This window comes from Acinetobacter sp. 24-47-66, assembly GCF_056779755.1.
In genome coordinates, this window is record NZ_JBWYIL010000006.1 from 148,236 (window position 1) to 172,850 (window position 24,615).

20 protein-coding genes are annotated in these 24,615 nt (G+C 38.6%); 9 read left to right on the top strand and 11 right to left on the bottom strand.

Annotated elements, in window-relative coordinates; genetic code table 11:
- Positions 1 to 139 precede the first annotated feature (139 nt).
- The gene (locus AC1M84_RS07875; protein ID WP_092767373.1) at positions 140 to 1,870 is read left to right on the top strand and encodes a hypothetical protein; all 1,731 of its coding nucleotides are present in this window, start codon (positions 140 to 142) and stop codon (positions 1,868 to 1,870) included.
- A gap of 34 nt (positions 1,871 to 1,904) precedes the next feature.
- On the opposite strand, the gene niaP is transcribed toward AC1M84_RS07875, so the two are convergent.
- The 4 genes from niaP to AC1M84_RS07895 all read right to left on the bottom strand — a co-directional run bounded on the left by niaP (position 1,905) and on the right by AC1M84_RS07895 (position 6,183).
- The gene (niaP, locus tag AC1M84_RS07880; protein WP_481591502.1) at positions 1,905 to 3,224 is read right to left on the bottom strand and encodes a niacin transporter NiaP; all 1,320 of its coding nucleotides are present in this window, start codon (positions 3,222 to 3,224) and stop codon (positions 1,905 to 1,907) included.
- A gap of 144 nt (positions 3,225 to 3,368) precedes the next feature.
- Entirely contained in the window at positions 3,369 to 4,013 is a 645-nt protein-coding gene (locus AC1M84_RS07885; protein WP_035268119.1) for a trimeric intracellular cation channel family protein, read from the bottom strand.
- Between the two features lie 61 nt (positions 4,014 to 4,074).
- A complete protein-coding gene (locus AC1M84_RS07890) occupies positions 4,075 to 4,545 on the bottom strand; it encodes a YchJ family protein (RefSeq protein ID WP_481593217.1) in 471 nt (156 codons plus the stop codon).
- A gap of 51 nt (positions 4,546 to 4,596) precedes the next feature.
- Complete coding sequence (locus tag AC1M84_RS07895) at positions 4,597 to 6,183, bottom strand: TerC family protein (protein ID WP_035268121.1); 1,587 nt, start codon at positions 6,181 to 6,183, stop codon at positions 4,597 to 4,599.
- A gap of 349 nt (positions 6,184 to 6,532) precedes the next feature.
- Between AC1M84_RS07895 and AC1M84_RS07900 the strand changes: the two genes are divergently transcribed.
- The gene (locus AC1M84_RS07900; RefSeq protein ID WP_035268124.1) at positions 6,533 to 7,159 is read left to right on the top strand and encodes an LOG family protein; all 627 of its coding nucleotides are present in this window, start codon (positions 6,533 to 6,535) and stop codon (positions 7,157 to 7,159) included.
- An 89-nt stretch (positions 7,160 to 7,248) separates the two neighbouring features.
- Here AC1M84_RS07900 and AC1M84_RS07905 read toward each other — a convergent pair whose 3' ends face one another.
- A complete protein-coding gene (locus AC1M84_RS07905) occupies positions 7,249 to 9,090 on the bottom strand; it encodes a choice-of-anchor I family protein (protein ID WP_481593215.1) in 1,842 nt (613 codons plus the stop codon).
- Between the two features lie 164 nt (positions 9,091 to 9,254).
- On the opposite strand from AC1M84_RS07905, the gene mdtD reads away from it, so the two are divergent.
- The 5 genes from mdtD to AC1M84_RS07930 all read left to right on the top strand — a co-directional run bounded on the left by mdtD (position 9,255) and on the right by AC1M84_RS07930 (position 14,431).
- Complete coding sequence (gene mdtD / locus AC1M84_RS07910; RefSeq protein ID WP_481593214.1) at positions 9,255 to 10,646, top strand: multidrug transporter subunit MdtD; 1,392 nt, start codon at positions 9,255 to 9,257, stop codon at positions 10,644 to 10,646.
- Between the two features lie 88 nt (positions 10,647 to 10,734).
- The gene (locus AC1M84_RS07915) at positions 10,735 to 11,499 is read left to right on the top strand and encodes a glycoside hydrolase family 25 protein (protein ID WP_481594783.1); all 765 of its coding nucleotides are present in this window, start codon (positions 10,735 to 10,737) and stop codon (positions 11,497 to 11,499) included.
- 99 nt (positions 11,500 to 11,598) lie between these two features.
- Positions 11,599 to 12,609 (top strand): MBL fold metallo-hydrolase, encoded by a 1,011-nt coding sequence (locus AC1M84_RS07920; RefSeq protein WP_481594784.1) that lies wholly within the window; start codon positions 11,599 to 11,601, stop codon positions 12,607 to 12,609.
- Between the two features lie 42 nt (positions 12,610 to 12,651).
- On the top strand, positions 12,652 to 13,713 hold the full coding sequence (gene dinB / locus AC1M84_RS07925) for a DNA polymerase IV (RefSeq protein WP_481594785.1): 1,062 nt from the start codon (positions 12,652 to 12,654) through the stop codon (positions 13,711 to 13,713).
- A gap of 364 nt (positions 13,714 to 14,077) precedes the next feature.
- A complete protein-coding gene (locus AC1M84_RS07930; protein ID WP_481589192.1) occupies positions 14,078 to 14,431 on the top strand; it encodes a RidA family protein in 354 nt (117 codons plus the stop codon).
- A gap of 44 nt (positions 14,432 to 14,475) precedes the next feature.
- Here AC1M84_RS07930 and AC1M84_RS07935 read toward each other — a convergent pair whose 3' ends face one another.
- Together AC1M84_RS07935 and AC1M84_RS07940 are read right to left on the bottom strand one after the other, a co-directional pair.
- Positions 14,476 to 15,021 carry a DUF2726 domain-containing protein gene (locus tag AC1M84_RS07935; RefSeq protein ID WP_092767397.1) on the bottom strand — a complete coding sequence of 182 codons (546 nt, stop codon included), beginning with the start codon at positions 15,019 to 15,021 and terminating at the stop codon, positions 14,476 to 14,478.
- Between the two features lie 428 nt (positions 15,022 to 15,449).
- Positions 15,450 to 17,846, bottom strand: a complete 2,397-nt coding sequence (locus tag AC1M84_RS07940) for a YgiQ family radical SAM protein (protein WP_481594791.1) — start codon at positions 17,844 to 17,846, stop codon at positions 15,450 to 15,452.
- Between the two features lie 326 nt (positions 17,847 to 18,172).
- On the opposite strand from AC1M84_RS07940, the gene AC1M84_RS07945 reads away from it, so the two are divergent.
- Positions 18,173 to 19,198: an alpha/beta fold hydrolase gene (locus AC1M84_RS07945; protein ID WP_481593210.1), complete on the top strand. Its 1,026-nt coding sequence runs from the start codon at positions 18,173 to 18,175 to the stop codon at positions 19,196 to 19,198.
- A gap of 489 nt (positions 19,199 to 19,687) precedes the next feature.
- Positions 19,688 to 20,230, top strand: coding sequence for a type 1 glutamine amidotransferase domain-containing protein (locus AC1M84_RS07950; protein ID WP_481594786.1), 543 nt, complete (start codon positions 19,688 to 19,690; stop codon positions 20,228 to 20,230).
- A 40-nt stretch (positions 20,231 to 20,270) separates the two neighbouring features.
- On the opposite strand, the gene AC1M84_RS07955 is transcribed toward AC1M84_RS07950, so the two are convergent.
- The 4 genes from AC1M84_RS07955 to AC1M84_RS07970 all read right to left on the bottom strand — a co-directional run bounded on the left by AC1M84_RS07955 (position 20,271) and on the right by AC1M84_RS07970 (position 24,379).
- A complete protein-coding gene (locus tag AC1M84_RS07955; RefSeq protein ID WP_481594787.1) occupies positions 20,271 to 20,582 on the bottom strand; it encodes an ankyrin repeat domain-containing protein in 312 nt (103 codons plus the stop codon).
- A gap of 56 nt (positions 20,583 to 20,638) precedes the next feature.
- The gene (locus AC1M84_RS07960) at positions 20,639 to 21,313 is read right to left on the bottom strand and encodes a hypothetical protein (protein ID WP_481594788.1); all 675 of its coding nucleotides are present in this window, start codon (positions 21,311 to 21,313) and stop codon (positions 20,639 to 20,641) included.
- A gap of 93 nt (positions 21,314 to 21,406) precedes the next feature.
- Positions 21,407 to 22,756, bottom strand: a complete 1,350-nt coding sequence (locus AC1M84_RS07965; RefSeq protein WP_092767403.1) for an aromatic acid/H+ symport family MFS transporter — start codon at positions 22,754 to 22,756, stop codon at positions 21,407 to 21,409.
- Positions 22,757 to 23,128: 372 nt separating this feature from the next.
- Positions 23,129 to 24,379, bottom strand: coding sequence for an esterase-like activity of phytase family protein (locus AC1M84_RS07970; RefSeq protein ID WP_481594789.1), 1,251 nt, complete (start codon positions 24,377 to 24,379; stop codon positions 23,129 to 23,131).
- Positions 24,380 to 24,615 lie beyond the last annotated feature (236 nt).

A 24,615-nucleotide genomic window follows, 5' to 3' on the forward strand; every position in this document is an offset into this window, starting at 1 on the left:
AAAAAGGCCAGTTGGTTTTATTTCATTTTAAATTGGACTTTTTTCTTGTATCCAATTAATTTTATTGAATATACAATAATCAAAACACAACTTTATAACGAATGCTTTTACATACGCTCATCGTATGAACGGAACAAACATGCATAATTACATTCCTTATGATCTTCGCTCAAAATTATTTCAAATTGACCCTAATCTAGATGTTCATTGGCAAACGCGTTTAAAAAATATTTTTAATAGTGTTCCCGCACCAATACAAGGTCTGATCCAGGAACAATTCCTGACTGCGAAGAATATTTACTGGGATCAACATCGACAATCATTCACTTTTAAGGGCATTGTTGGTCTTCAGGATTTAAGCAGTCATTTAATCTCACCGAAAATGCGAACTTTGGCTGAAAAGATCGCAGCCACTTTAGAAACGCTTAAATCATATCAAGACGTAATTAAAATCGCCGATTACTTAGAAACTGTACAAAATCAAATTGATCGTATTGAAACAGAAGAAGATCAAAGTTTTCTTAGAGACAAACAACTCCTACGAAAAACTTTTTTATATGATGCTGCAAATATCATCAAAACACTCGACTTAAATGTTCCTGATAATTGCCGACATTTAACAGCTGAAGAAATCCGTACTTTTATTCTTGAAGTTCATATTAAACATCAAATTTTAGGCTATTGGTTCAAAACCATCCTCCCGAGACAACTGAAGCAAATTAGCCATCCATTATTCCAAGACTTTATTATTCAAGAACAAAAAATTCGTGATTTTGATGTCATTGAAAGCAGTCAGTATTTATATCTGGTCGCGACCATTCATGACTTTAGACAGAACCCATATTCTATCCGCCGCTTTTTAATGGAAGAAAAGCTAGGTCTTGAAGATCGAGTTTACCTAAATGGCGTGGTGTTGGATAAGAAACGTTTAAATGATCCAAGTTATTTAGAACAATTTAAATGGCAAGTCAGTCGAATTATTACTATTCAACGACAGATCACGACTCCTATTTTGGATCTGATGGAAAAATTTCATAACGTTAATTTTGATCTGTTATTACCGTTACTCAAAAAACCGCTCGATGCCTCTGGATTTTCAGTCGAACAAGTCATTAACGAGCGCCTTTTAGATTTCGAAAAAGCTTTAACTCTTGAGATCTTGCAACCTTTTCAATATGCACTGCGTCATTCAATTCGTCACCCTGATGAGTTTGATTATTGTTTTATCAGTATGCATCGTCTGTTCTCTGATATTGCGAGTTTTTATAAAGACTTTTCAAGTGAACCCATTATCGCCTTCAATACTCAAGCTCAAATTTTCGAATATAAAATTTTATCCTATTTAAAATTGATGGAAAAAAGACGACATACTATTTTTGTGAGTTTAGATGCAGAGTCTTATGCGGCAAGTCATAGCAAATCTCAAGCAGCGATTGAGCAAGTTAAAACAATTATTGCCGATGCTCTAGACCAACATAAAGTCAATCAAATTGCTTTCAATCAGAAAAAAAGAGAACTCGAAAGCCAATCAAACAAAGGATTCTTTCAAAAAATGTTTGATAAAACTGAAAAGTTAAAATCGGATCTTGAAGCGCTTAAATTGGCTGGAATTAATAATCGACGAATTGCATATTTAGATCTCGTGAAAGTGCCCAAAAAACATGATGAAACGACGGTGTACCTTGAGTTTGAAAGTTTGATTTCAATTAATCAGACTGAGCGTCACTATGCTTTTGTCAATGGCGACAATGGGGTATCAGCTTTGCCTATTTTAATTCAACTCCCTGAAGATAAAGAAAAATTCAATCTTCAGCAAGTGTCGAACACATTACATTTTGACTTAACTAAAGCACGTCAAAAATGGGTCTAAAAAAGAGGAGCTTAGCTCCTCTTTTTTCACAGATTTACATCCCCATAGACTCAAGTGTCTTACCTTTGGTTTCCTCACCGAGCACCAAGATCACGGCTGCAACTGCCAATAATACAGCGGTAAACATCATAAATACTTGGCTAAATCCATTTGAAGCCACCATCATATGGGTAACCACTAAAGGTGCAACAATCCCACCAATACGCCCAATTGCTGCTGCCCATCCTGATCCGAAAGCACGAATATTTGCAGGATATTGTTCAGGCGTGTAGGTATATAAAACGCCCCATGCACCAAGATTAAAGAATGACATCAAGCATCCCCAGAACATGATCATCGCTACGGTATCAGCCTGCCCAAAGAAATATGCTGATACTGCACACATTGCAATAAAGCCTGAAAGAGTCGCTTTACGCCCTAACTTTTCGACGAGCCATGCCGCGACAATATAACCTGGCAATTGTGCTAAAATCATCCCGAGAACATATTCAAAAGACTGCACAATGGTATATCCCTCTTTGACTAAAAGACTTGGTAACCACGTAAAAATACCGTAATACGAATAAACAATCCCAAACCAAATTAACCACAGCATTAAACTGCGCTTTGCGAAACCGCTTGACCATAACTGACCAAAACTGACATTTGAATGTGTTGAAACTGGTTTCACTTCAATTTTTTCGATGACTTCGACACCACACTGCCGCTCGATTTTTTGTACAATCGCGTGCGCTTCATCAATACGACCTCGATTGATCAAGTAAGGAATAGATTCCGGAACTTTTTTTAGAATAACGAAGACATAAAGTGCAGGTAAACCACCCAATAAAAATGCAACATGCCAGTCAAATTTAGGGATGACGAAATACGAAACCAGTGCAGCACATAACCAGCCTAGCCCCCAGAAGCTTTCAAGTAACACAATAAAGCGACCACGAACATGGGCTGGAATGTATTCACTCACTAAAGTCACGGCAACTGGTAACTGTCCGCCTAAGCCTAAACCTACAATAAATCTAAAGATTAATAACCATGTTAAATTTGGTGCGAAAGCACAAAGAGCTGTTGCTATACTATAGATGACCAAAGTTGTAGCAAATACTGCTTTACGCCCGATTCGATCCGCCAGTCCACCAGAGAATACTGCACCTATCGCCATTCCCACAAAGCCGATGGATACAACCCAACCTTTTTCAGCAGGCGTCATTTGCCAGTCTTCAGCCATCTTCGCCAAGATAAAGGAAATTAGTCCAGTATCCATTGCATCAAACATCCAGCCTAATCCAATCACCCACAACAAGGTGTAGTGAAATTTACCAATAGGTAAACGCTGTATTCGTGAGATTAAATCCATAGCATGCTCTCTGTGAGGAGTGATTTAAATACAACCAATGACAATCGCTGTTTTCTCAACACTGCTTTTTTTTTATTTTCTAAAGAACCATATAAAAATGACCGATCACATTATCGGCCATTTTGAAAGATGAGTGTAAAAAGTTTAATTTACATCTTTTGATGACGCCGACTGTTCATCATCATCTTTATAAATAAATTTTGGCATTTCAAGGCCAAAGTAAATTGCGATACAACGCAATGTGAAACCAAAAACAAGAGTAGAAATAATGGTGATATCTTGTGAAAAACCGACTTCGATACAGCCCCAATAGAAAATGACCGCAACAAAAGAAATACTGGCATAAAGTTCGCGACGGAAGACTAAAGGCACATCGTTACATAAGATATCTCGTAAAATACCCCCTGAAACGCCTGTCAATACACCTGCCACTGCACAAACCACGAAACCCTGTTCCATTTGAATCGCAATTTGACAACCAATAATGGTAAAACCTATCAGACCTAAGGCATCTAGAAGTAAGAATACCGAACGTAGATGTCGCATCCATTTTGCGATAAAAATCGTAAATAATGCTGCACAACATGTAAGTACTAGATATTCAGGATGTTTCACCCAAGTTAAAGGATAGTGCCCTAGCAAAACATCACGAACTGATCCTCCGCCCAAAGCAGTCACACAGGCAATAATAATGACACCAAACCAATCCATACTTCGTCGACCTGCAGACAAGGCGCCTGTCATCGCTTCCGCAGTAATCGCAATAATATAAATAACGGTGAGTAACATTGCCCTACTTCCAAATGAGGGTTTTTAATGCGCAATATTCTAAGTTAATTAAAAATTAATTCTAGAGAAATCGCGCACAACATTGCTTAAATTTTTTTCCTGATCCACAAATACAAGGCTGCTTCATCGTCACAGTTTGATCTGTCGTTGGGTCTAAAAAATGCCACTGTCTATTGATGAATACGAAATTTGAGGTTTCATGATGGACATGTACCTGATCGACATGTTGGTAATGTGCTTTGAATTCAACTTGAGCATGGGTTTTATCCAGACGAGGTAAATGCTGAATAACCTCTAATTTTAACCACTGATTGCTCATCGCCCAATCCCGAATGGCAGCAATGTCTAAATGACTTTGCTGACCTGATGCTGTGGTACTCACAATATAGTCGATTTCATGTTTAGCGAATGCACTATAGCGAGAACGCATGAGCTGTTCAGCACTTTCTGCATCACGCTGACCACGATGTAAAGGTTCACAACAGTGTGTATAAATTCCACGCCCGCAAGGACAATTGAGTTCGGACATCAATATTCCAAAAAAAATAGCACCTAATCAGATGCTATTTTAACTGAGTTTAAATCATTCTGATGGGTCTTGTTTTACGATGGGTACAATATGTACTTTTTCGATTTTATGACCATCCATTGTAACCACCTCAAATAGATATCCTTCTGCTTCAAAGGTTTCTCCATTTTCAGGTAAATGTCCTAAATGGAATAAGATATAACCAGACAGCGTAGAATACTGTTCTGACTCATCAACTAAATCACGATCAAGCAATAATGAAATATGACGAATATCAGTTGAACCCTCGAGCATGAGTGAACCATCCTCTAAGCTTTCAACTGCAGTTTCTATTTCATTTTCGTTCGGGAACTCACCGGCAATCGCTTCTAAAATATCAATCGGCGTTGCAATACCCTCAATGGAACCATATTCATTGAGCACAATCGCCATTTGTAAGGGTGCCTGACGCAATTGATCCATCACCATTAAGACTTGAGCGCTTTCATGGACAATGACAGGCTCTCGAATGTGTTTTTCGAAATTAAAATCGCCTGATTCAATATAGTCATTCAAAACGTTATGCGTGAGCACCACCCCAGCAATATTGTCTAGCTCGCCATGTGCAACGATCAAACGTGAATGTTTCATAGAAAGCACTTGATGTTTAATACTTTCAGGATCGTCATCTAAATCGATCCATTCGAGTTCTGGACGTGGGGTCATTAATGATTTGACTGGTCGCTCAGATAAACCTAATACACCTTGCAACATCACGCTTTGGTATACAGCATTCTCATCCGAGAACATTTCCTCTACCAACGCTTGGGTAGCCAAAACATCATCCGTATTTGCCGATTGAGCATCTGCCGTTTTTGACTTACCACCAAGCATACGAATGACGGCAGATGCTGTTTTGAAACGTAAATCAGTCGTTGTTACCGTTTTTTCTTGGTTACGGCGCATCAATTGATTTAAAAACTCAATCAGGACAGAGAAACCAATTGCAGCGTATAGATAACCCTTCGGAATGTGGAAGCCTAGGCCTTCGACAACCAATGAGAAACCGATCATCATCAAGAAACAGAGACACAGAATCACCACAGTTGGATGCTTATTCACAAAGTCCATGAGGGCTTTAGAGGCCCATAGCATGATTCCTATCGCAATAATTACGGCGATCATCATGACCGAAAGATCTTTGACCATACCGACTGCTGTAATCACACTGTCGAGTGAGAACACTGCATCCAATACCACGATCTGTACAATGACCATCCAAAATGCAGCATGAACAGGATTTTCTTCTTTAACATGAACTTTACTTTCTAGACGTTCATGTAGTTCTAAAGTTCCCTTCATTAACAAGAAAATACCACCAAAAATCAAAATAAGATCTCGGGCTGAAAACGGATGATCAAAGATATGGAATAATGGATTCGTTAACGTGATAATCCAAGCGATTGACGCCAAAAGGATTAGGCGCATGCCAAGCGCGAGCGTTAAGCCTAAAATTCTGGCTTTATTGCGTTGCTCAGGCGGCAGTTTTTCCGCCAAAATCGCGATAAAGACGAGATTATCAATCCCGAGAACAATTTCTAAAATAATTAAAGTTAAGAGTCCCACCCATGCGGAAGGATCAGACATCCATTCAAAAATCATGAGTTACACTCCCACGTTTCAGGAAGATGGGATTCATTTAAACCAAAGTGATGAGGCAAAGTTATAAATGCAGTATTTAAATTTAGAAAATAAATAATATTTTGTTCTATTGAGCGATGTCGATCACTACTCATATTGATGTATTGGTTGCCGAACAGATTTTCAGTATAGAAAAGATTTTATTGCAATTCACTATTTTTTCGGTGAATCAAGATTGGCTTTATCAATCATTTTGGAATGAAACTACAAAATATTTCAAAAAAATCTTATTTATCTATACAGTTGTCACCTTTCTTGCTTAGATTAAACTACATGATGAAGTTAATTTAAAAAAGGTGAGTAAATAAATATGAATACAAGCATTCTTAATAACACCTTAGAGACCGATACATCAGTTAAATCAAAAGCAACTCAATGCCTTATTGCACTTTATTGTGGTTCTCGTTTTGGCAATAATCCTATTTACCAACAAAAAGCCATTGCTTTGGCTGAAAAAATTGCAAGGCAAGGATTTGGCATCGTATATGGTGGTGCAAGTATCGGATTAATGGGACAAGTCGCAGATACAGTCATTGAAAACAATGGTGAAGTTGTTGGTGTTATTCCTGAATTTATGCTTGATTACGAGGTTGCCCATAATCAGTTAACAGAACTTCACGTGGTAAGAACAATGCATGAACGCAAAGCCATGATGGCTGAACGTGCTAGTGCTTTTGTTGCGCTCCCGGGAGGTTTAGGTACATTTGAAGAAATCTTAGAAATCGCAACTTGGGGACAGTTAAATCAACACCAAAAACCAATGATTATTTATAACGTCAATGGATTCTATAATGCCTTGATTGCACAACTCGATCATGCAGTACAAGAAGGTTTTCTACCTGCTCAACATCGGGCAAAAATCATCGTATGCGAGCATTCACATCAAATCATCAATGCCATCGCAAACATGAAATGCCCTGAACAATTCGTGGTCTAAATTCGACAAGACTTTAAAGCATTACGCATGACGAGTAAAAAATAAAAGAGCCATATGGCTCTTTTATCATACATCTACACGATCAGGCTCTATTTCAACGTGATTTGATACGTTGCTGTAGTACCACTGACTTCATTCCCTACAATCAGTAAAGGCGTACCCGTTGGAGATTCTTTTGCGGAAACAAAGGTTAATCCTTCAGGACCTAAGTCTCCTGCCTGACCTTCCTCGATATCGGCAGTGGTTGCATCAAGTTTTCGCGAATGAATATATTGCACAAATTGGGGTTGGGCAGGATTGGAGATGTCATATACCATCACGCCTCCAACTCGTTCTAAACCAATAAATGCATAAGTTTTCTGGCCGATTTGACCTATCACCACGCCTTCTGGCTCTGGTCCCTTATTGTCACTACGATTATCGAACCCTGCTTCTTCATGGTTTGCATTAAAGATCTCAGGATGGTGCTGAGCAATATATTGTTCAAAATCATCACCCGAATCCCAAACCAGCTCTAATCCTGTTTGAGCATCATTTTCTGTCCAAATACTGACAGATCGTGCCCCGAAGCTATATAAATGATCATAAACCAAATTGCCTCGAGCATTGAGTTTAGGTGTGCCATCAGTATTCTTTTGATAACCTTCAGTCCAAGTGATATTCAAACGACCAAGCATCTTGTCTTCACGGCATCCTTTAGCATCTCCATCGATCGCTCCACAATATGCAAAATGCAGAGGATTCAATTCAGCACCTTTCGCCAGTGCTCGTAACTGTGGTGGCAGATCTTCCCCTTGTCGTCTATCGAAACCATCTTTATGGACTAGATTCTTCACACGCCATTCTTCAACAAAACCCTTTTTAATATTACCTTGAGCACTCGGATTATCCTTTAATTTTTCTCCCCAATATTCAGGATCATCTTCACCCCAAGCACGAGCATCCCCTTCATTGGCAGTGACAATATACGTTTTACCATTGACTTCGTAACTTGAGATCGCATCTGGCATATATAAGCCACGAACATGCTGCCAAGTTTGAATATTGATCTTCGCAAGACCATTTTCACCATCGGCATCACTGACATCTAAACCATGACCTTGTAAGCCATGATCTTTAAAACCGAGCGGATAAACAGCCATGACTTTGGCATTTAAAACATCCACCTTAGCTAAGGCATTATTTTCCTGTAATGCGACCCATGCAATTTTGCCATCTGCGCTGAGTGTGATGTATTCAGGTTCAAAATCTTGCGCTACTGTTGCATTTGGACCATAAATTCGCACACCTTGATTACGTAATAGCTGTGCTTGACTGTTAAAGGCTTTGAAATCAGCTGTTTTTGCAACTGGTTTGTTCAAATTTGAGAGATCAATGATTGAAATCGAACCTTCGGGATCAATCGCATAATCATGAGATGGCTCTCCTTCATTCGCCACCAATAAGGTTTTACCATCTGCACTAAAGGTCAGCATATCAGGTAGAGAACCCACTGGAACTTGGGCAATAAAGCTCGAATCATTGGCATTAAAAAGTGCCACGATTCCTGGATCTGTTTTATCTTTGGCTTGTACAGCCAAGGCAACAATTCCATTTTTTACAGCAACACTATTTACTTCTGAGTCTGTTAAATAAGATTTAGCATCTAAAGAGCCAATCCATTTAGGTTGCTGAGGTTGGCGATAATCAAAAATATCAACCACGCCTTCTTTTGCGTTTACAACAAACAATCTTTGGCTTTGTGCATCATAGGCAGGTATCTCTGCTGCGCTGACCGCAAAACCAGGACTTTCTGTACGACTGAGATAGTTGAGTTCAATCGATTCAGGCGTAATATCTGGTACTGATGTGATATTGTTAGTGTCATCATTACATGCCCCTAGCCCCAATGCACACATTGCGATCACAAGTGCGTTAGACTTTAGCTTCATTCTTTTAATCTTCTTATGATGTTGTTGGCAACAACTCTATGACCATGCGATGACAATGCTGTGACCATTAGATTGCAATTTTGTTGCAAATCCTTCGTAAATAAACCACAAGTGATACTGAGAAACTGTTTTAAAATATTAACTTACTAATATGATCCTACAAGATGAGCAGCACAGCACACCAACCCTTACAGCCTGAGTTTAGATTATTGGTGTTTTTGGTTTCGATCGGCTTTTTTATGCAAGGTCTAGACACAACTATCATCAATACTGCGATTCCTGCAATCGCTCATCACCTCAATGAAGATCCTCTACACATGCATAGTGTCGTGGTGGCTTATGTATTGTCAGTCGCAGCCTGTATTCCACTCAGTGGTTGGCTGGCTGACCGATTTGGTGTCCGAAATGTTTATTTTTCTGCAATTATCATTTTCACTTTGGCATCGCTCGGATGTGCATTTTCTTCTAATTTAAATGAGCTTTTATTTTTCCGAGTGATTCAAGGGATTGGAGGTGCTTTACTGCTTCCAGTTGGGCGTCTTGCAATGTTGAAAATAATTCCTAGAACGCAATTCCTTGCAGCCATGTCTCTGATGAGTCTTGCAGGTCTGATTGGCCCCTTAATCGGTCCTACTCTTGGCGGATGGCTAGTGGAGTACGTGACTTGGGAGTGGATTTTCTTAATTAATATTCCTATTGGACTCATTGGAGTTTTTCTCACATTTAAAGCCATGCCAAATGTGACCGAGACCCATGTTGCTAAATTTGATTTTTTTGGCTTCTTGTTATTAGTCATCGCGATGGTTGGCTTAAGTTTAGGGATTGAAAATTTTGCTAGCCCCTATCTTCCATTATGGTGGAGTATTGTTCTTATTGTGTTTGGTTTATCTGCAAGTGCTTGGTACATGGTGCATGCCCATACCCACCAAAATGCTTTATTTCGTGGGAAACTATTCAAAAATCCAATTTTCGCGATTGGTATTGTAGGCAACTTTTTTGCCCGCTTAGGCGGCAATGCGATGCCTTTTCTTATCCCCTTAATGCTACAAGTTGCTTTTGGTTTTGAACCATTTATTACCGGTTTACTTATGATTCCAACGGTATTGGGTTCACTGGCATCAAAACCGATCATTCGCCAAATTATTCAACGATTTGGGTATCGTCGGGTGTTATTAGTCAATACCTGCCTTATTGGCTTATGTATTGCAAGTTTTGCCCTCACCTCAGCCGAAACACCTTTATGGCTAAGAACATTACATTTCTTCATTTTTGGTATGTTGAACTCACTGCAATTTGTTTCTATGAATACGCTAACCTTAAAGGATTTGCCTCAACAAGATGCTAGTAGTGGTAACAGTTTTCTCTCGATGATTATGATGGTATCCATGAGTATTGGTGTAGCGCTTGCAGGTACACTGGTCAATGTATTCACCGCTTATCTTGGTACTGCACAAATGCAACAGGCCTTCCAATGGACCTTAATTTTAATGGGCTCAATTAACATTATTACCATGTTTATTTTTTGGAAAATTCCGAAAGAAATGGATGATGACTAATGGATATGGATTCTAGATACTGTCACTACCATTTACGTTTATTCGCGTTATGATATTAATCATATTTCGCACCAATCTTTAAGTGCTCATGAATTCAAAAAATAAGCAGCATATCTATTCGCAGAAGATTATCTTGTGGACTTCCCTTTTAGGTGCAGCCCTGATCGCACTCATGGTCGGATTATTGAGCTTTTTCTTTTTGCCGTTTCAACCAGCAACAGCTCAAGAATATCCAATCAAAGGATTTGATGTCTCACATCATCAAAAAGAAATTCGCTGGTCACAAATTCCCAAAAAGGAATATCAATTTGTCTACCTCAAAGCGACAGAAGGTGGCGACTTTAAAGATCGAAAATTTCAGGATCATTGGCTGAAAGCACGCGAGCATGGTTTTAAAGTCGGAGCGTATCATTTCTATCGACTTTGCCGTGATGGTAAAGTTCAGGCATTAAATTTCATTGATTCTGTGCCACGTAAAGAAGATGCCCTTCCTCCAGTCATTGATTTGGAATACGACAGCAATTGCATCAATACCTATAGCAAAGAACAACTGTTACATGAAATCGATGTTATGCACGATTTGCTGCATCAACATTATGGCAAACAACCTATCTTTTATGTTTCTAAAGCCTTCTATAACATCGTACTTGCTGGCGCTTTTACAGATACCCCACTCTGGGTACGTGAATACACCACTCAACCTGAATTAAAAGACAGTCCAGATTGGATCTTTTGGCAATACACCAATAAAGGCAAAATTAAGGGTATTTCTACACCAGTGGATTTGAATGTATTTAATGGCGATCAAAACGACTGGATAAAATTTCTAAAATTAAATCAAATTGAGCCATAAATCTTAAGGAGTCAGTACGTTACAACTAAAGTGATCTAACTAAAAAATAGAGTGCAACGGGGCTCAAGCAAGCGAGTTACGCTTTATAAGGATGACATGATGTCGCTTAAAAAAGGGATTTTAACGGTGATTGGTCTTTTGGCTGTCACGCTCATGGCTGCGTTTTTTTATTTATGGCAACCATCAGGAAAGCTCTCCGAATTTAATCAATGGAAGGCTAAAATAGACCAACCCGTCAGTGAACAAAAATTAAATGTTCGCTTTTTTGGCGTTTCCACATTGCTATTTGATGATGGTAATTCACAAATTCTAATTGATGGTTTTTTTAGTCGACCGTCTCTCATGACTATTGCTTTACAACGCCTTTCCAGTGATCAAACACTGCTTCACAATATGATTCAGGACCATGAGCTTAAACGCCTCAAAGCCATATTGGTGACCCACAGTCACTATGATCATGCTTTGGATATCTCAGTACTCGGAAGTTCACTCCCCAAAACTCACATCATTGGTTCGTTGAGTACATTAAATATAGCACGAGGCGGCAAAGTGCCTGAGCATCAATTGAAACTGGCTGTGCCTTTTCAAGCACTACAATTGGGTGCATTTCGTATTACGCCTATTCCCTCACAACATACGCCACCTACAGCAGTGAACAATGATTTAGGTGAAGAGATTCTGCATCCACTGCCTCAGCCAGCACGTTTTTATGAGTTTAAAGAAGGCGGTAGCTTTGACTACTTGATTGAGCACAATAATCACAAAATTTTAGTTAAAGCCAGCACAGGTGCACTTCCTAATCAATTTCAGAAGTTAAATGTAGATGTCTTGTTTTTAGGAATTGCTCAGCTTTCAAAACAATCACCCGAGTTTCAACAACAGTATCTCGCTGAAACCATTGATCAGTTACAACCGAAAGAAGTCATACCAATTCATTGGGACAATTTCTTTAAACCACTTTCACAACCTTTAGAGTTTCTACCACGAATAGCAGATCATTCTCCGAAAAGCCTACAACTCGTGATTGATCATGCACAGCATCAAGGTCGAAAGGTGACTTTACTGACGGAGCCTTACGCATACCCAATAATCAGCTCAACGATGCCTTAATTATGGGTTAAAATTAAGGCATCTCATGATTGATTGAACATTTTGCGAAAGATAATTCATATCGATATGGATGCTTTTTACGCTTCTGTGGAGCTTAGAGAGCGTCCAAAATTACAACACTTACCTGTGGTCATTGCATCTCATCACCCACGGGCCGTCGTTGCAGCAGCATCATACCCAGCTCGTGAGTATGGCTTACGTTCGGCCATGTCGATGACACAAGCCAAAAAACTTTGCCCACAAGTGATCGTCATTGAGCCAAATTTTTCTAAATACCAACATGTGTCAGCCCAAATTCATAAGATATTTCAAAAATATACCAGCATCATCGAACCCTTATCGCTGGATGAAGCATATCTGGATGTCACTGAAAATTTACAGCAGATCCCAAGCGCTACTGAAGTTGCGATGCATATTCGTGATGAAATATTTCAGCTTACTGGATTGACCGCCTCAGCAGGCGTTGCACCAAATAAGTTTTTAGCCAAAATTGCATCTGATTGGAATAAACCGAATGGCATTTGTGTGATCAAACCCAATCAGGTGCAACAGTTTATCTATGATCTTCCACTCAAAAAAATCCCTGGTGTAGGAAAGGTCACACAGGAAAAATTAAAAGCTTTGCAACTCGAAACACTTGGGGATTTACAGCAGGTGGAAGAAAAATTTCTCACTCATCATTTCGGAAAATATGGCAAACAATTATTTCTCTATGCTCAAGGGATTGATGAGCGACCTGTTCAAAGCGAACGCCAAAGACAGCAAATTTCTAAAGAAACCACGTTTGATGAAGATCTTTTTTTAAACCAATGTGATCAATTTTGGACTTCACTGCTTTCTCGTGTTTGGCAAAACCTTCAAAACAAGGAAATGATCGCTAGAGGTATCAGCGTCAAACTCAAACTTAAAAATTTTCAAGTTTTACAACACTCTAAAAGCTTTAAACAACCTTTCAATCACATAGAGGATTTGCAACTGGCACTCAAATTATTGTTAATGGAAATGAATATTCCTGATGAATATCAGTTTAGACTCATTGGTGTTGGGGTGTATCAACTTTCAGAAAAACAACAAGACACGCAACTCAATTTATTCGGATTGTAAATTTCGTCTAGTTTTCATGCAAAAGAACAAAATTAAGTCAATTTTTTTCGCCTTTTTTTCCTTTTTAGAGTAATCTAATCGCGCAATACATTTACCCATGTGTCTGCTGAGATGTTGTTAGAAGACCTATATCTAACACATTTGTCCTGTGATTGGCGTGACAATCCATCCGAATATTACAGGGCACTCTAATCTGAATGGGTACAATTTCTTTTTCCTCCAAATATTTCTGATCTCCTCCCATAAAAATAAACTTTCAGAGATACAGCAATTAAACCGAATTCATAGTTCCAATTCCCCTATACTTTCTGAATCCTATACTGCGTTTCATAATCTATATTTATATCTATAAGGGATGAGTTTTATGTCTGTTCAACGTTTACACGTTCAAAAACGTTTTTCTGAGGTCGCTATTTTTGGTCACTTCGTTCATCTGGCAGGTCAGTTAGCAGAAGACACGTCGCTCGACATTCGTGGACAGTCACAACAAACCTTTGACATTATTGACCGTTTATTGGCTGAAGCAGGTACAGATAAAAGCCATATCATGTCTGTGACAATTTATCTAAAAGATATTGAAAAAGATTATGCAGCATTCAATGAAGTTTGGGATGCATGGGTTTCTGATATTCAAGCTCTACCGCGTACATGCGTAGAGGCTAAACTGTATCATCCCGATGTTCTTGTTGAGCTAACGGTAATTGCCGCGAAACCTTGATAAAAAAAAGCATGCCTGAGCATGCTTTTTTATTTCAAAGATGATTAGCTAAATGCGCGAATATCTGCCAATCGCCCAGCACTATACTTTTCTAATTTATGCTCAATCACGGATTCATCTCCCCATTCAATTGGCATATCCTCAGTGTATTCATCCAAAAAATCACGTCTTAACTGCACATATTCTGGGACAGCATGGTAAGAGATCACTTTGTATCCCGCGGTTTCAAGTAATGCATTTTGAAACTGTAAAGTATGTCCACGCTTGAATGAAAATTTATCTTCTAAACTGACAATGGCAAGAACTTTACAATCCTTATTCATCACCACAAAATCAGCAAACATTGACTCATATTTACGGCGTGTACGCGGTAACTTTGTGGTCAGTAAGGCGTCAAAAGAGACATGTGCCAAAATATGCGCATTTGGCATGATTTCTTTAAGACGATTGAAAGTTACTTGCTGATAGGGGCTAAACACTGCTCTTTGACGGAGCATGCTATCAGAGGGTTGTTGATGCTTTAATCCTTTATAAGCAATGAACAACACCACAGCGAGTATGATCACACTCGCGATGATCATGATATCCATGACTAGTATCCTTATTTGAATTCTTATCGTTAATTTCTTTTTTAAACTACTTCAAAAAACACAACTTTTATTATTGTTTCATTATGCTGATGCTAAACATCGCATAGTCCAAGTGAAAAGCGCTTCAGACCAAGCTTATATTAAACATGTTCTGCACTTATTGGCTATAGTTTAAAACATGAACCACATCACACTATTACATAATTGTTGGACAATGATGAAAATTTCATTTGAAGATAATACAATATCACCTGAAATGAAAAACTCAAAACCTCACTAAACTACTAATTTAAATTATTATTTTAAAATAAAAAAGAGACTTACCCAAATCAAGCCCAATATTTCGATAAAATGAGCATCATCGAAAATATTGTATAGAAAATGTTCAAAAAAGGACGCCGCAGCGTCCTTTTAAAAGAAATTATCATTTATGCACGAGACTTGGGTTTGGATTTACCCTTAGGTTTCCCCTCGCCAAAAGGTTTTTTGCGATCTCCAGTCTCACGTGGTGGCAAACCAGTGTGCTGTGTCAAGATTTGGCCTTTCTTCGGACGATTATTTTGTCCTTGTGATTGACCACGATTAGCGGTTTGACCCGTACGTTTTTGTGAATCACCTGCAACAGTTGAATTTTTCTTACGTGCAGATTGATATTGACCATCCGTGCCCTGAGGCTGATACGTCGGAATCAAATGTTGCTTAGAATTACCAATTAAGTCCTGACGACCCATTTCTTTCAAAGCTTCACGCAGTAAAGGCCAGTTATTTGGATCATGGTAACGTAAGAAAGCTTTATGTAAACGGCGGCGTTTTTCACCTTTTACAATGTCGACATCTTCAGTATAACGTGCCACTTTCGCAAGCGGATTTTTACCGGTGTAGTACATGGTGGTCGCAGTTGCCATTGGTGATGGATAGAAGGTTTGTACTTGGTCAGCACGGAAACCATTCTTTTTCAACCAAATTGCAAGGTTCATCATGTCGTAATCGGTTGTACCCGGATGCGCCGCAATAAAGTAAGGAATAAGATATTGTTCCTTACCTGCTTCTTTACTGAAACGATCAAACATTTGCTTAAAGCGATCATACGTCCCGATACCTGGCTTCATCATTTTATTGAGAGGGCCTTTTTCGGTATGTTCAGGTGCAATCTTTAAGTAGCCACCGACATGATGCGTGACTAATTCTTTGACATATTCAGGGTTCAATACTGCAAGGTCATAACGTAGACCCGAACCGATCAAAATCTTTTTAATACCGGGTAAAGCACGAGCTTTACGATATAACTGCGTAAGAGGTGCGTGATCAGTATGCAAGTTTTGACAAACACCCGGGAACACGCACGATGGCTTACGACAGTTCTTTTCAATTTCTGGATCTTTACATGCCAAATGATACATATTGGCTGTTGGACCACCTAAGTCCGAAATAATGCCTGTAAAGCCCGGCGCCGTATCACGAATCTTTTCAACTTCACGTAAGATCGATTCTTCAGAACGGTTTTGAATAATTCGACCTTCATGCTCCGTAATCGAACAGAAGGTACAACCACCGAAACAACCACGCATGATGTTCACAGAGAACTTGATCATGTCAAACGCTGGGAAACGCGCATCGCCATAAGATGGATGTGGTAGACGTGCATAAGGCAAGTCGAACACATAATCCATTTCTTCTGTGGTTAATGGAATTGGCGGTGGATTAATCCAGACATCACGCTCACCATGCTTCTGCACGAGTGCGCGCGCATTCCCTGGATTGGTTTCTAGATGCAAAATACGGTTTGCATGGGCATACAGCACAGGATCATTGGCAACTTCTTCAAAAGAAGGTAGACGAATCACAGCCAATTCACGTGGTGGCAACTTATGCTTAATCGCCTTAGATGATGGCTGTAACTGCACGATTTGCGTATCTGCATCCAAATTGTCGCCTTCACGAACAATCGGATTACTGACCACTTCTTTTTGGAAATTCTGATACTGCGTTAAGCTGTTGCCTTTGTCTTTCTCAATTTCACAGCCATCAATATCTTCGGTCATCACATATGGATTGATGATTGGATCAACACGGCCTATGGTATCGACATCATTTGATGCGATCTCAACAAACTTGGCTTTTGCTGCACGGTTATGCTTATTAATAATAAATGCAGTACCACGAACATCAGTAATGTCTGTAATTTTTTCGCCTTTGGCTAGACGGTGCATCACTTCAATGATTGAGCGTTCACCATTACCATACATTAATAGATCTGCTTTTGAATCCATTAAAATAGAACGACGAACTTTGTCAGACCAATAGTCATAATGCGCGATACGACGTAATGAACCTTCGATACCGCCTAGCAGAACAGGAACATCAGGGAACGCTTCACGACAACGTTGACAATAGACTGTTGCTGCACGGTCAGGACGTTTATTCGGTTGGTTATCTGGAGAATAAGCATCATCTGAACGGATCTTACGGTCAGCCGTATAACGGTTGATCATAGAGTCCATGTTACCTGCCGATACGCCCCAAGCAATATTTGGTTTACCAAGTACACGGAATGCTTCAACATTCGTCCAGTCTGGTTGGGCAATAATACCAACACGGAAACCTTGCGCTTCAAGCACACGGCCAATGATACCGGTTACAAATGATGGATGATCGATATAAGCATCACCACAAACAAAAATAAAGTCACAACTATCCCAACCGAGTTGGTCCATTTCCTCGCGTGACATCGGCAAAAAAGGCGCGGGTTCAAAACAAGACGCCCAATATTTGTCGTAATCAAACAACGCTTTTGGCGCAGTCTGAGCGGTATAAGCAGTAGACATGGCTAGCAATTCTCGGCTGGCAGATGGAAGATCAAAAATTAGATCAAAGATGAAAGCCGATAATTTTACCATGAATTCAACTCAACTTGCTTGATTAAAAAACAATCAAATACAACTGCTTAAATTTTCTATTCATCACTGATGACCTAAGACCTATTTTTGTACATTTAACATACAACCAAATCTAAACAAAAAATAATATGCATTTAATTTCAGCAACTTAAGCTTAACAATTGACTCAATTCTTTTACGACTGATGATTTGGGTAATAAACAAAGTTGCTTTTCATTTTTATAGTGTTTGAAAAAAATGAAAGGCGTTTAAGCGTGCTCAAAATAATACTCACAACCGTTGCCACTATGATGGCTTTATTACTTTCTAATTTGGCTTGGACTCAATCTAAAATTCCACAGTCTTACCAGCAACAAGCAGCTTGGCAACAATTACAACAAAGCCTCCCTTTGAAGTTTCGTATCAACGACCAAAACAAACCACATGAGTACTACTGGAGTTGGAATGATTACCGTGTACATGTCGATGCTTATCCCAATACTAAAGCGCCAGCCAAAGTCATTTTATTACATGGCGTAGGTACAAATGGTCGTCAGATGAGTTTAATTCTTGGGCGTCCACTTGCCCAAAAAGGATATGAAACCTTCGCATTGGATTTACCCGGTTATGGTCTGACACAATATCCTTCAAAAAAAGAAATTCGTTATGATCATTGGGTGAAATTGGTCAATGATTTTGTGAACGAACAAGCGCAAAAAGATGATCGTCCTATTTTCCTTTACGGACTCTCAGCAGGTGGAATGCTCACGCTACATGTGGCCATGCAGAATAAACATGTCGATGGCATCATCGGAATGACCTTTCTCGATCAAGAGTTTAAAGACGTTCAAAAAGGAACCATGCGTTTTAGTGCTCTAAGCCCTGTTCTTTTGCCAAGTATGAAAGCAGTTGCACATACCCCTTTGAAGCAAATCACCTTACCTATGTCCTTGGTCTCAAAGATGTCAAAACTCACCAATGACCCTGAAGCCCTACGCATCATGCTGGCTGACAAAACATCTGCAGGTAATAGTATGAGCGTGGAGTTTTTAAACAGCTATATGCATTACCAAAAACCATATCCTTTGACTCAGTTTAATCAAGCACCTGTGTTACTGACTCAACCTGAACAGGATCAATGGACTCCTTTAAAATTGAGTCAACCTGTTTTGACACAGTTGAAAGTACCTTATCGTGTGATGAGTTTACAAAATGGTGGGCACTACCCTGTTGAGCAACCTGCATTAGATCAGCTGGTAAAATACAGTGATCAATTCATTCGTGAAAATATAAAACGCTAAATTGATCTATTGAACGATAAATGAATCACTTAGATTGTTTTGTAAGCATTTTCCTACAATCATCTCTTCCATTGTCGGCTATGCATATCAACGACACTGGACTATTCTTAAACCATCAGGAAACAGGAAGTTTCCCAAACAAAAAACAACAATAATAAGTTTGAGCATCAGGACGTGAGGTACGACAGGAGTTATACCTAAAAGCAGCCGATACGAAGAAAAGCCCATCAGGAAGATGGGCTTTTCTTTTTCTTACACATAAAATTTTTTAAGCACACTACACGTTGTCACGCTTGTAAAACAATTATGCATCATGCTTTTTCGCTTTCACAACACTTTCATGCATTCTATTTGTTAGCTTTAAAGTGTGTCACGCAACAACTCTTACTGTAATTTCCAAAGTGCAAGCGACTTATCCTGTTCCTACAACACGGAATAGCCTAGAGCAAACCGCTTACATACAAAATTTTAAAGATTGAGGATGTGAACATGGCAAAAGCTTTATTTATTACTGCAAATTTTGGTGTTGAAAAAGATGAATTAATCAAACCCTTAGCATTTTTAAAATCAAAAGGGATTGAAACCTATCATGCTGCTGAAGAAAAGAAATCTGTTCAGACTGTGGTTGGGGATCAAGAGCCTTCTGATCAAGTTCAACCTGATTTAAGCTTCGAGGAAGTCATCGCAGACGATTATGACATCCTGATTATTCCTGGGGGAACGGTGAATGCGGATAACTTGCGAATTCATCCACAGGTTCAAAAATTGATTCAAAGTTTTGCTGACCATCAAAAACCAATCGCAGCTATTTGTCATGCGCCTTGGACGTTAATTGATGCACAACGTATCAAAGATAAAAATTTGACGTCTTATAAGTCAGTAAAAATTGATTTAGAAAATGCAGGCGGTAAATGGGTTGATGAAGAGGTGCATCGTTGTAATACTGGCGGCTGGCCGCTCATTACATCTCGTTGCCCTGATGATATTCCTGCATTTAATGAAGCCATTTATAAAGAATTGACGCAGTCTTAAAAGATTAAAACCCCTTTTTAGGGGTTTTATTTTGCATGTTTTACAGACTTTTTAAGTAATCTACGATTTCTTGCTCGCCTGCCATTTCAGCAAGTTCTAAGGCCGTAAATTGACCTTTGTAAGCCACATTTGCACCTTTTGCGACTAGCAGTTGTACTACATCTAAGTACCCATTCTCTGCGGCTGCTTGAAGTGCGCTATAACCTTCATCATCAATTTGGTTTACATCAGCTCCGTTGTTTAAAGCTGTTTCAACTTCTGTGATTTCGCCTAATGAAGCCCAATAGATGAGTTCAGGAAGATGAAGTTCGCTATCATCGTCAGGGAGTGGGGAGATGGAATTAAAGTTCATTTTCTTGCTCTCTTGATGAATAAGATATATTGCCTTAATCTTAAAATTAGAACTACTCAAAAATTTTCTAAAACTTTCTCTAAAAATCTAGGGAACTTAATATCTTTTGCAACACATTGATATGTTCCGTCATCAAGTTTCTTTATTAATACAATTGCATCGTCTCTAATAATGTTTTCTGTATTTATTCGTAGTAAATCAGTTCTACTGTAGCCTATGCCTGCTGCAGAAAATACTAATCCCAAAGATACTAGAAAACAAAATATTATTGAACTAAGAGCTGACTTTGATGCTTTTAGCATAGGAAGCAAAAAAAGACCAGATACCCACATTAATATATAAAGATATGCGGAAAAGATAGTAGGCTGCATAAAAAAATGATTTTCATATTTTGTAAGTAACCAGAAAATCACTGCCAGTATTAAGCCTCCTCTTGCAAACCAGATTACAGAGTTTATATCTTCATTTTTAATTCTTTCTTCAATTACATCCCACTCACTTCTACTTATATCTTTACTAAAAAATTTAATGAGTTGATTTATTGCGCTTATAAAGATTAGTGGTATACCAATATGATAAAAACCACTCATAAGGTAATGTCTAAAATTTAAAACATCCGCAACTTTTACATTGAGTTCATAAAAATAGCTAAATTCATAGATGTAACCTAAAGCAGCAAAGAAAATTATGAAGCTGATTAACCAGTGTACCCCTTTTTTTGTATTATCCAATTATCATTAAATCATTGAAAATTAGATCTTATTTTATTCGATATTAATAAAATAAAAAGCCCCCTTACGGAGGCTTTTAAAACATTCATTTATTTAAGCTTTGGCAATACTTGGCTGACTTGAACCAATCTTTTCAGATTCACTTTCATTCATAATCAGAGCCACTGCAATTGCGGTAATTAACACAGGTAAACCTACTGCCATAAAGTTAAAATGCGCTGGTAAGTTCATCCCTAATAAGCCACCAATCAAGATTGGACCAACAATTGCTCCCATACGACCAATCGCAGATGACCAGCCAATCCCTGTTGAACGAACTGCCAATGGATAGTACTGAGCTACGTAGCTGTATAACAACATCTGTGAACCAATCGATGCAGCACCTGCCAAGAACACCAAAATGTAAAGTAACAGCATATTCGACTGGAAGCCCATTAAGCTCATCACAATCGCCCCCATTAAACCTAAGAACATTAATACAGGTTTTAAATGGTAACGGTCTGCCAAGATACCACCGCCAACGATCCCCACTACCGCACCAACATTCATGACCATCATGAACATCAAGCTATTATCCATTGAGTAGCCCGCAGCCATCATCAATTTCGGTAACCAGCTGCTGAGAGCGTACATGGTTAATAAGCATGTAAAGAATGCAACCCAGAACAACAATGTATTTACAGCGCGACCACGACGGAACAAGCTGACAACAGTTGCCGATTCAGGCTCATCTACTTGATCAAGCTCGAAAGTTGTATCTTTCTCAACTTTTACTTTAGGTTCAATCTTCGCCACAATTTGACGAGCTTCTTCCTGACGATTTTCTTTTACGATGAAAGTTAAAGACTCAGGTAAGAATTTCCAAATAATTGGAAGTAAAAGTAATGGAATACCTGCGATAAAGAACATGATTTCCCAACCAAAACTTGGTGTAAACCAAGAACCTAATAATGCAGCCATCACACCACCTACCGCATAACCACTAAACATAGTAGTTACCAAGGTGCTACGCATTTTTTGAGGTGCATATTCTGAGGTCAAAGCCACAAGGTTTGGCATAACACCACCAATCCCTAAACCTGCCAAGAAACGCAAAATACCGAACTCAGTTGGATTGGATGCAAAACCACCCGCAAAGGTTAATCCACTGAATAAAATAATACAGATCATAATGACTTTTTTACGGCCAATCTTATCTGCTAAAGAACCAAAAATCATTGCGCCAAACATCATCCCTGCAAGTGCAGTACTTGCGAGCATGCCTGCTTGAACAGCACTTAAACCCCATTCATCCATCAATAATGGTAAAACTACGCCATTAATTGCTAAGTCATAACCATCAAACAGGATAATGAGTAAACACCAAGCGACAACATTGAAGTGAAATGGTGTGAATTTAGCATGGTCAATAATTTTATTGACGTTCATTGCTTGCTGTGACATTCCTCACCTCCTGTGAGAGATCGTATTTCAATAATCTTTAAGCACGATCCAACCAACTTTGAATTTAATTGTTGTGAGCGACGCATCAAAATTGTGTGCTTAAAGTCTGTGAGGTAAATTTCACATAATTCTGTGTTAATAAAAATTGAACGTTAGTCTAAAATCCAATCAAAATTAGGTTTTTTATCTAAATATCGCATTAGACCAAAGTTGGTTTGACTTATGAAAATCAGTGTTTCCATCATTTTATTGGTGAGTAATGATGATATCTCGCTCAAATACGAATTTATTAAATTACTTATTTCATTATGATATTTTTCACTTAATTTAATAAAAAACCTCATAGATCAAAATCCATGAGGTCTCGAACAATTAATATAACTTTTTGTCTAATTTAATCTGAATAATTTCATTATCATCTGCAAGTTTTGCATTACGTCCACTCGAACCCGGGAAATTATTGTCATTCAGAACTGTGATTAAATCAGGTCCTTCAATCACAATATCTTCAATGGTAAAGAATGGAAAACCGAAACGCTCACCCGTCATAATATCGCCCTCACGTGGCGTACCATATAATAGATTTGGATTCGCAATATCCATTAAATTGACCAAGTCAGTCTTATTAACCAACCTCTTCGGTTCATTCAGTTGTATGCGAACTAATTTCTTGAAACCACCAATATTATTTTCAGAATCATCGCGCTCAATCACAACACCTTCATTTTGACTAAATAACTGGAAATCACCAATTGCTGTTGCTTTAGGATCGAGCTCAAAATAGTAATGGTCATTTGTATACGCTTTTTTAGCAATATCAAATTTTGAAATTAATAAATGTCTTTGCGCATTCTTGCTTAATGGTTTTTCCAGCATTGGATATAAATATTGACCATCTAGAGAAATAGCCATACCTTCAAATCCACCACTTCTTTGCACGAGCGCATTTTCTATTTCAGCCGCACTTTGATGAAGTTGATTTTGTGGAGATCGAAGCTCTTCTCCTTCTTTTTCAGGATGAGGCAATGCAATCGGAGCACTCTTTAAGACACCATCAGCACTAAAATGCAGTAAAAATGGACCGAATTCATCTCCGATCCAAATATCGCCATTTTTATCACGCTGTATAGATTCCGGATCAAAATCAGCACCTGTTAAAAGTCGTTCTGGCGTACTCTCATTGACAATTTTGAATGGTACTAACTTATTCGGATCACGAAGCTGTATATGAGACAGTACTTTAACGTTATTTGAGTTGGTCTTAGTAGTTCTAAAATCTACTGAAATATTATAAAGACGTAATAGATAGTCTGCTGAGTTATCTTGTGCACCAAATCCATTATCAGACATTACAAGATACGTTCCATCAGCATTTTTTAATGCCCCAGAAAATCCTTGAACTGGCTGACCTTTAAATGGTGGATAAATACCATTTGCACCTTTAACATAAAGTCCTGAATCTGGTCCATCGGCATAGGTAGCCACATCAAGCTTTGCAAATGAAACAAGTGTAGGTTCATTTATTTGATTTTGTTGATCTGAGGTGATCTTATCATCAGAATCATTACAACCGCTAAGGGCTAAAAATGACAATAGCACTGTGCTTAAAAGTGTCTTGCTCATAAATCCATATGTATCACTTAATTAAGGACTCATGATTAAACGGCATGATGGTGTCATTCCTCTGACAGATCAATGAAGATTTGATGAAGGCTTTTATTATTAGTTCCTCACTATATAAAAATCTTTATCAGTGAGTTCTAAGATACATTTCCCTTTATATTTAATTCTTTATTTTTTTCTTTACTGCATAAAAAAACACCCCCTTCGAATAAAGGGGGTGTTTAGAATAATGAGCT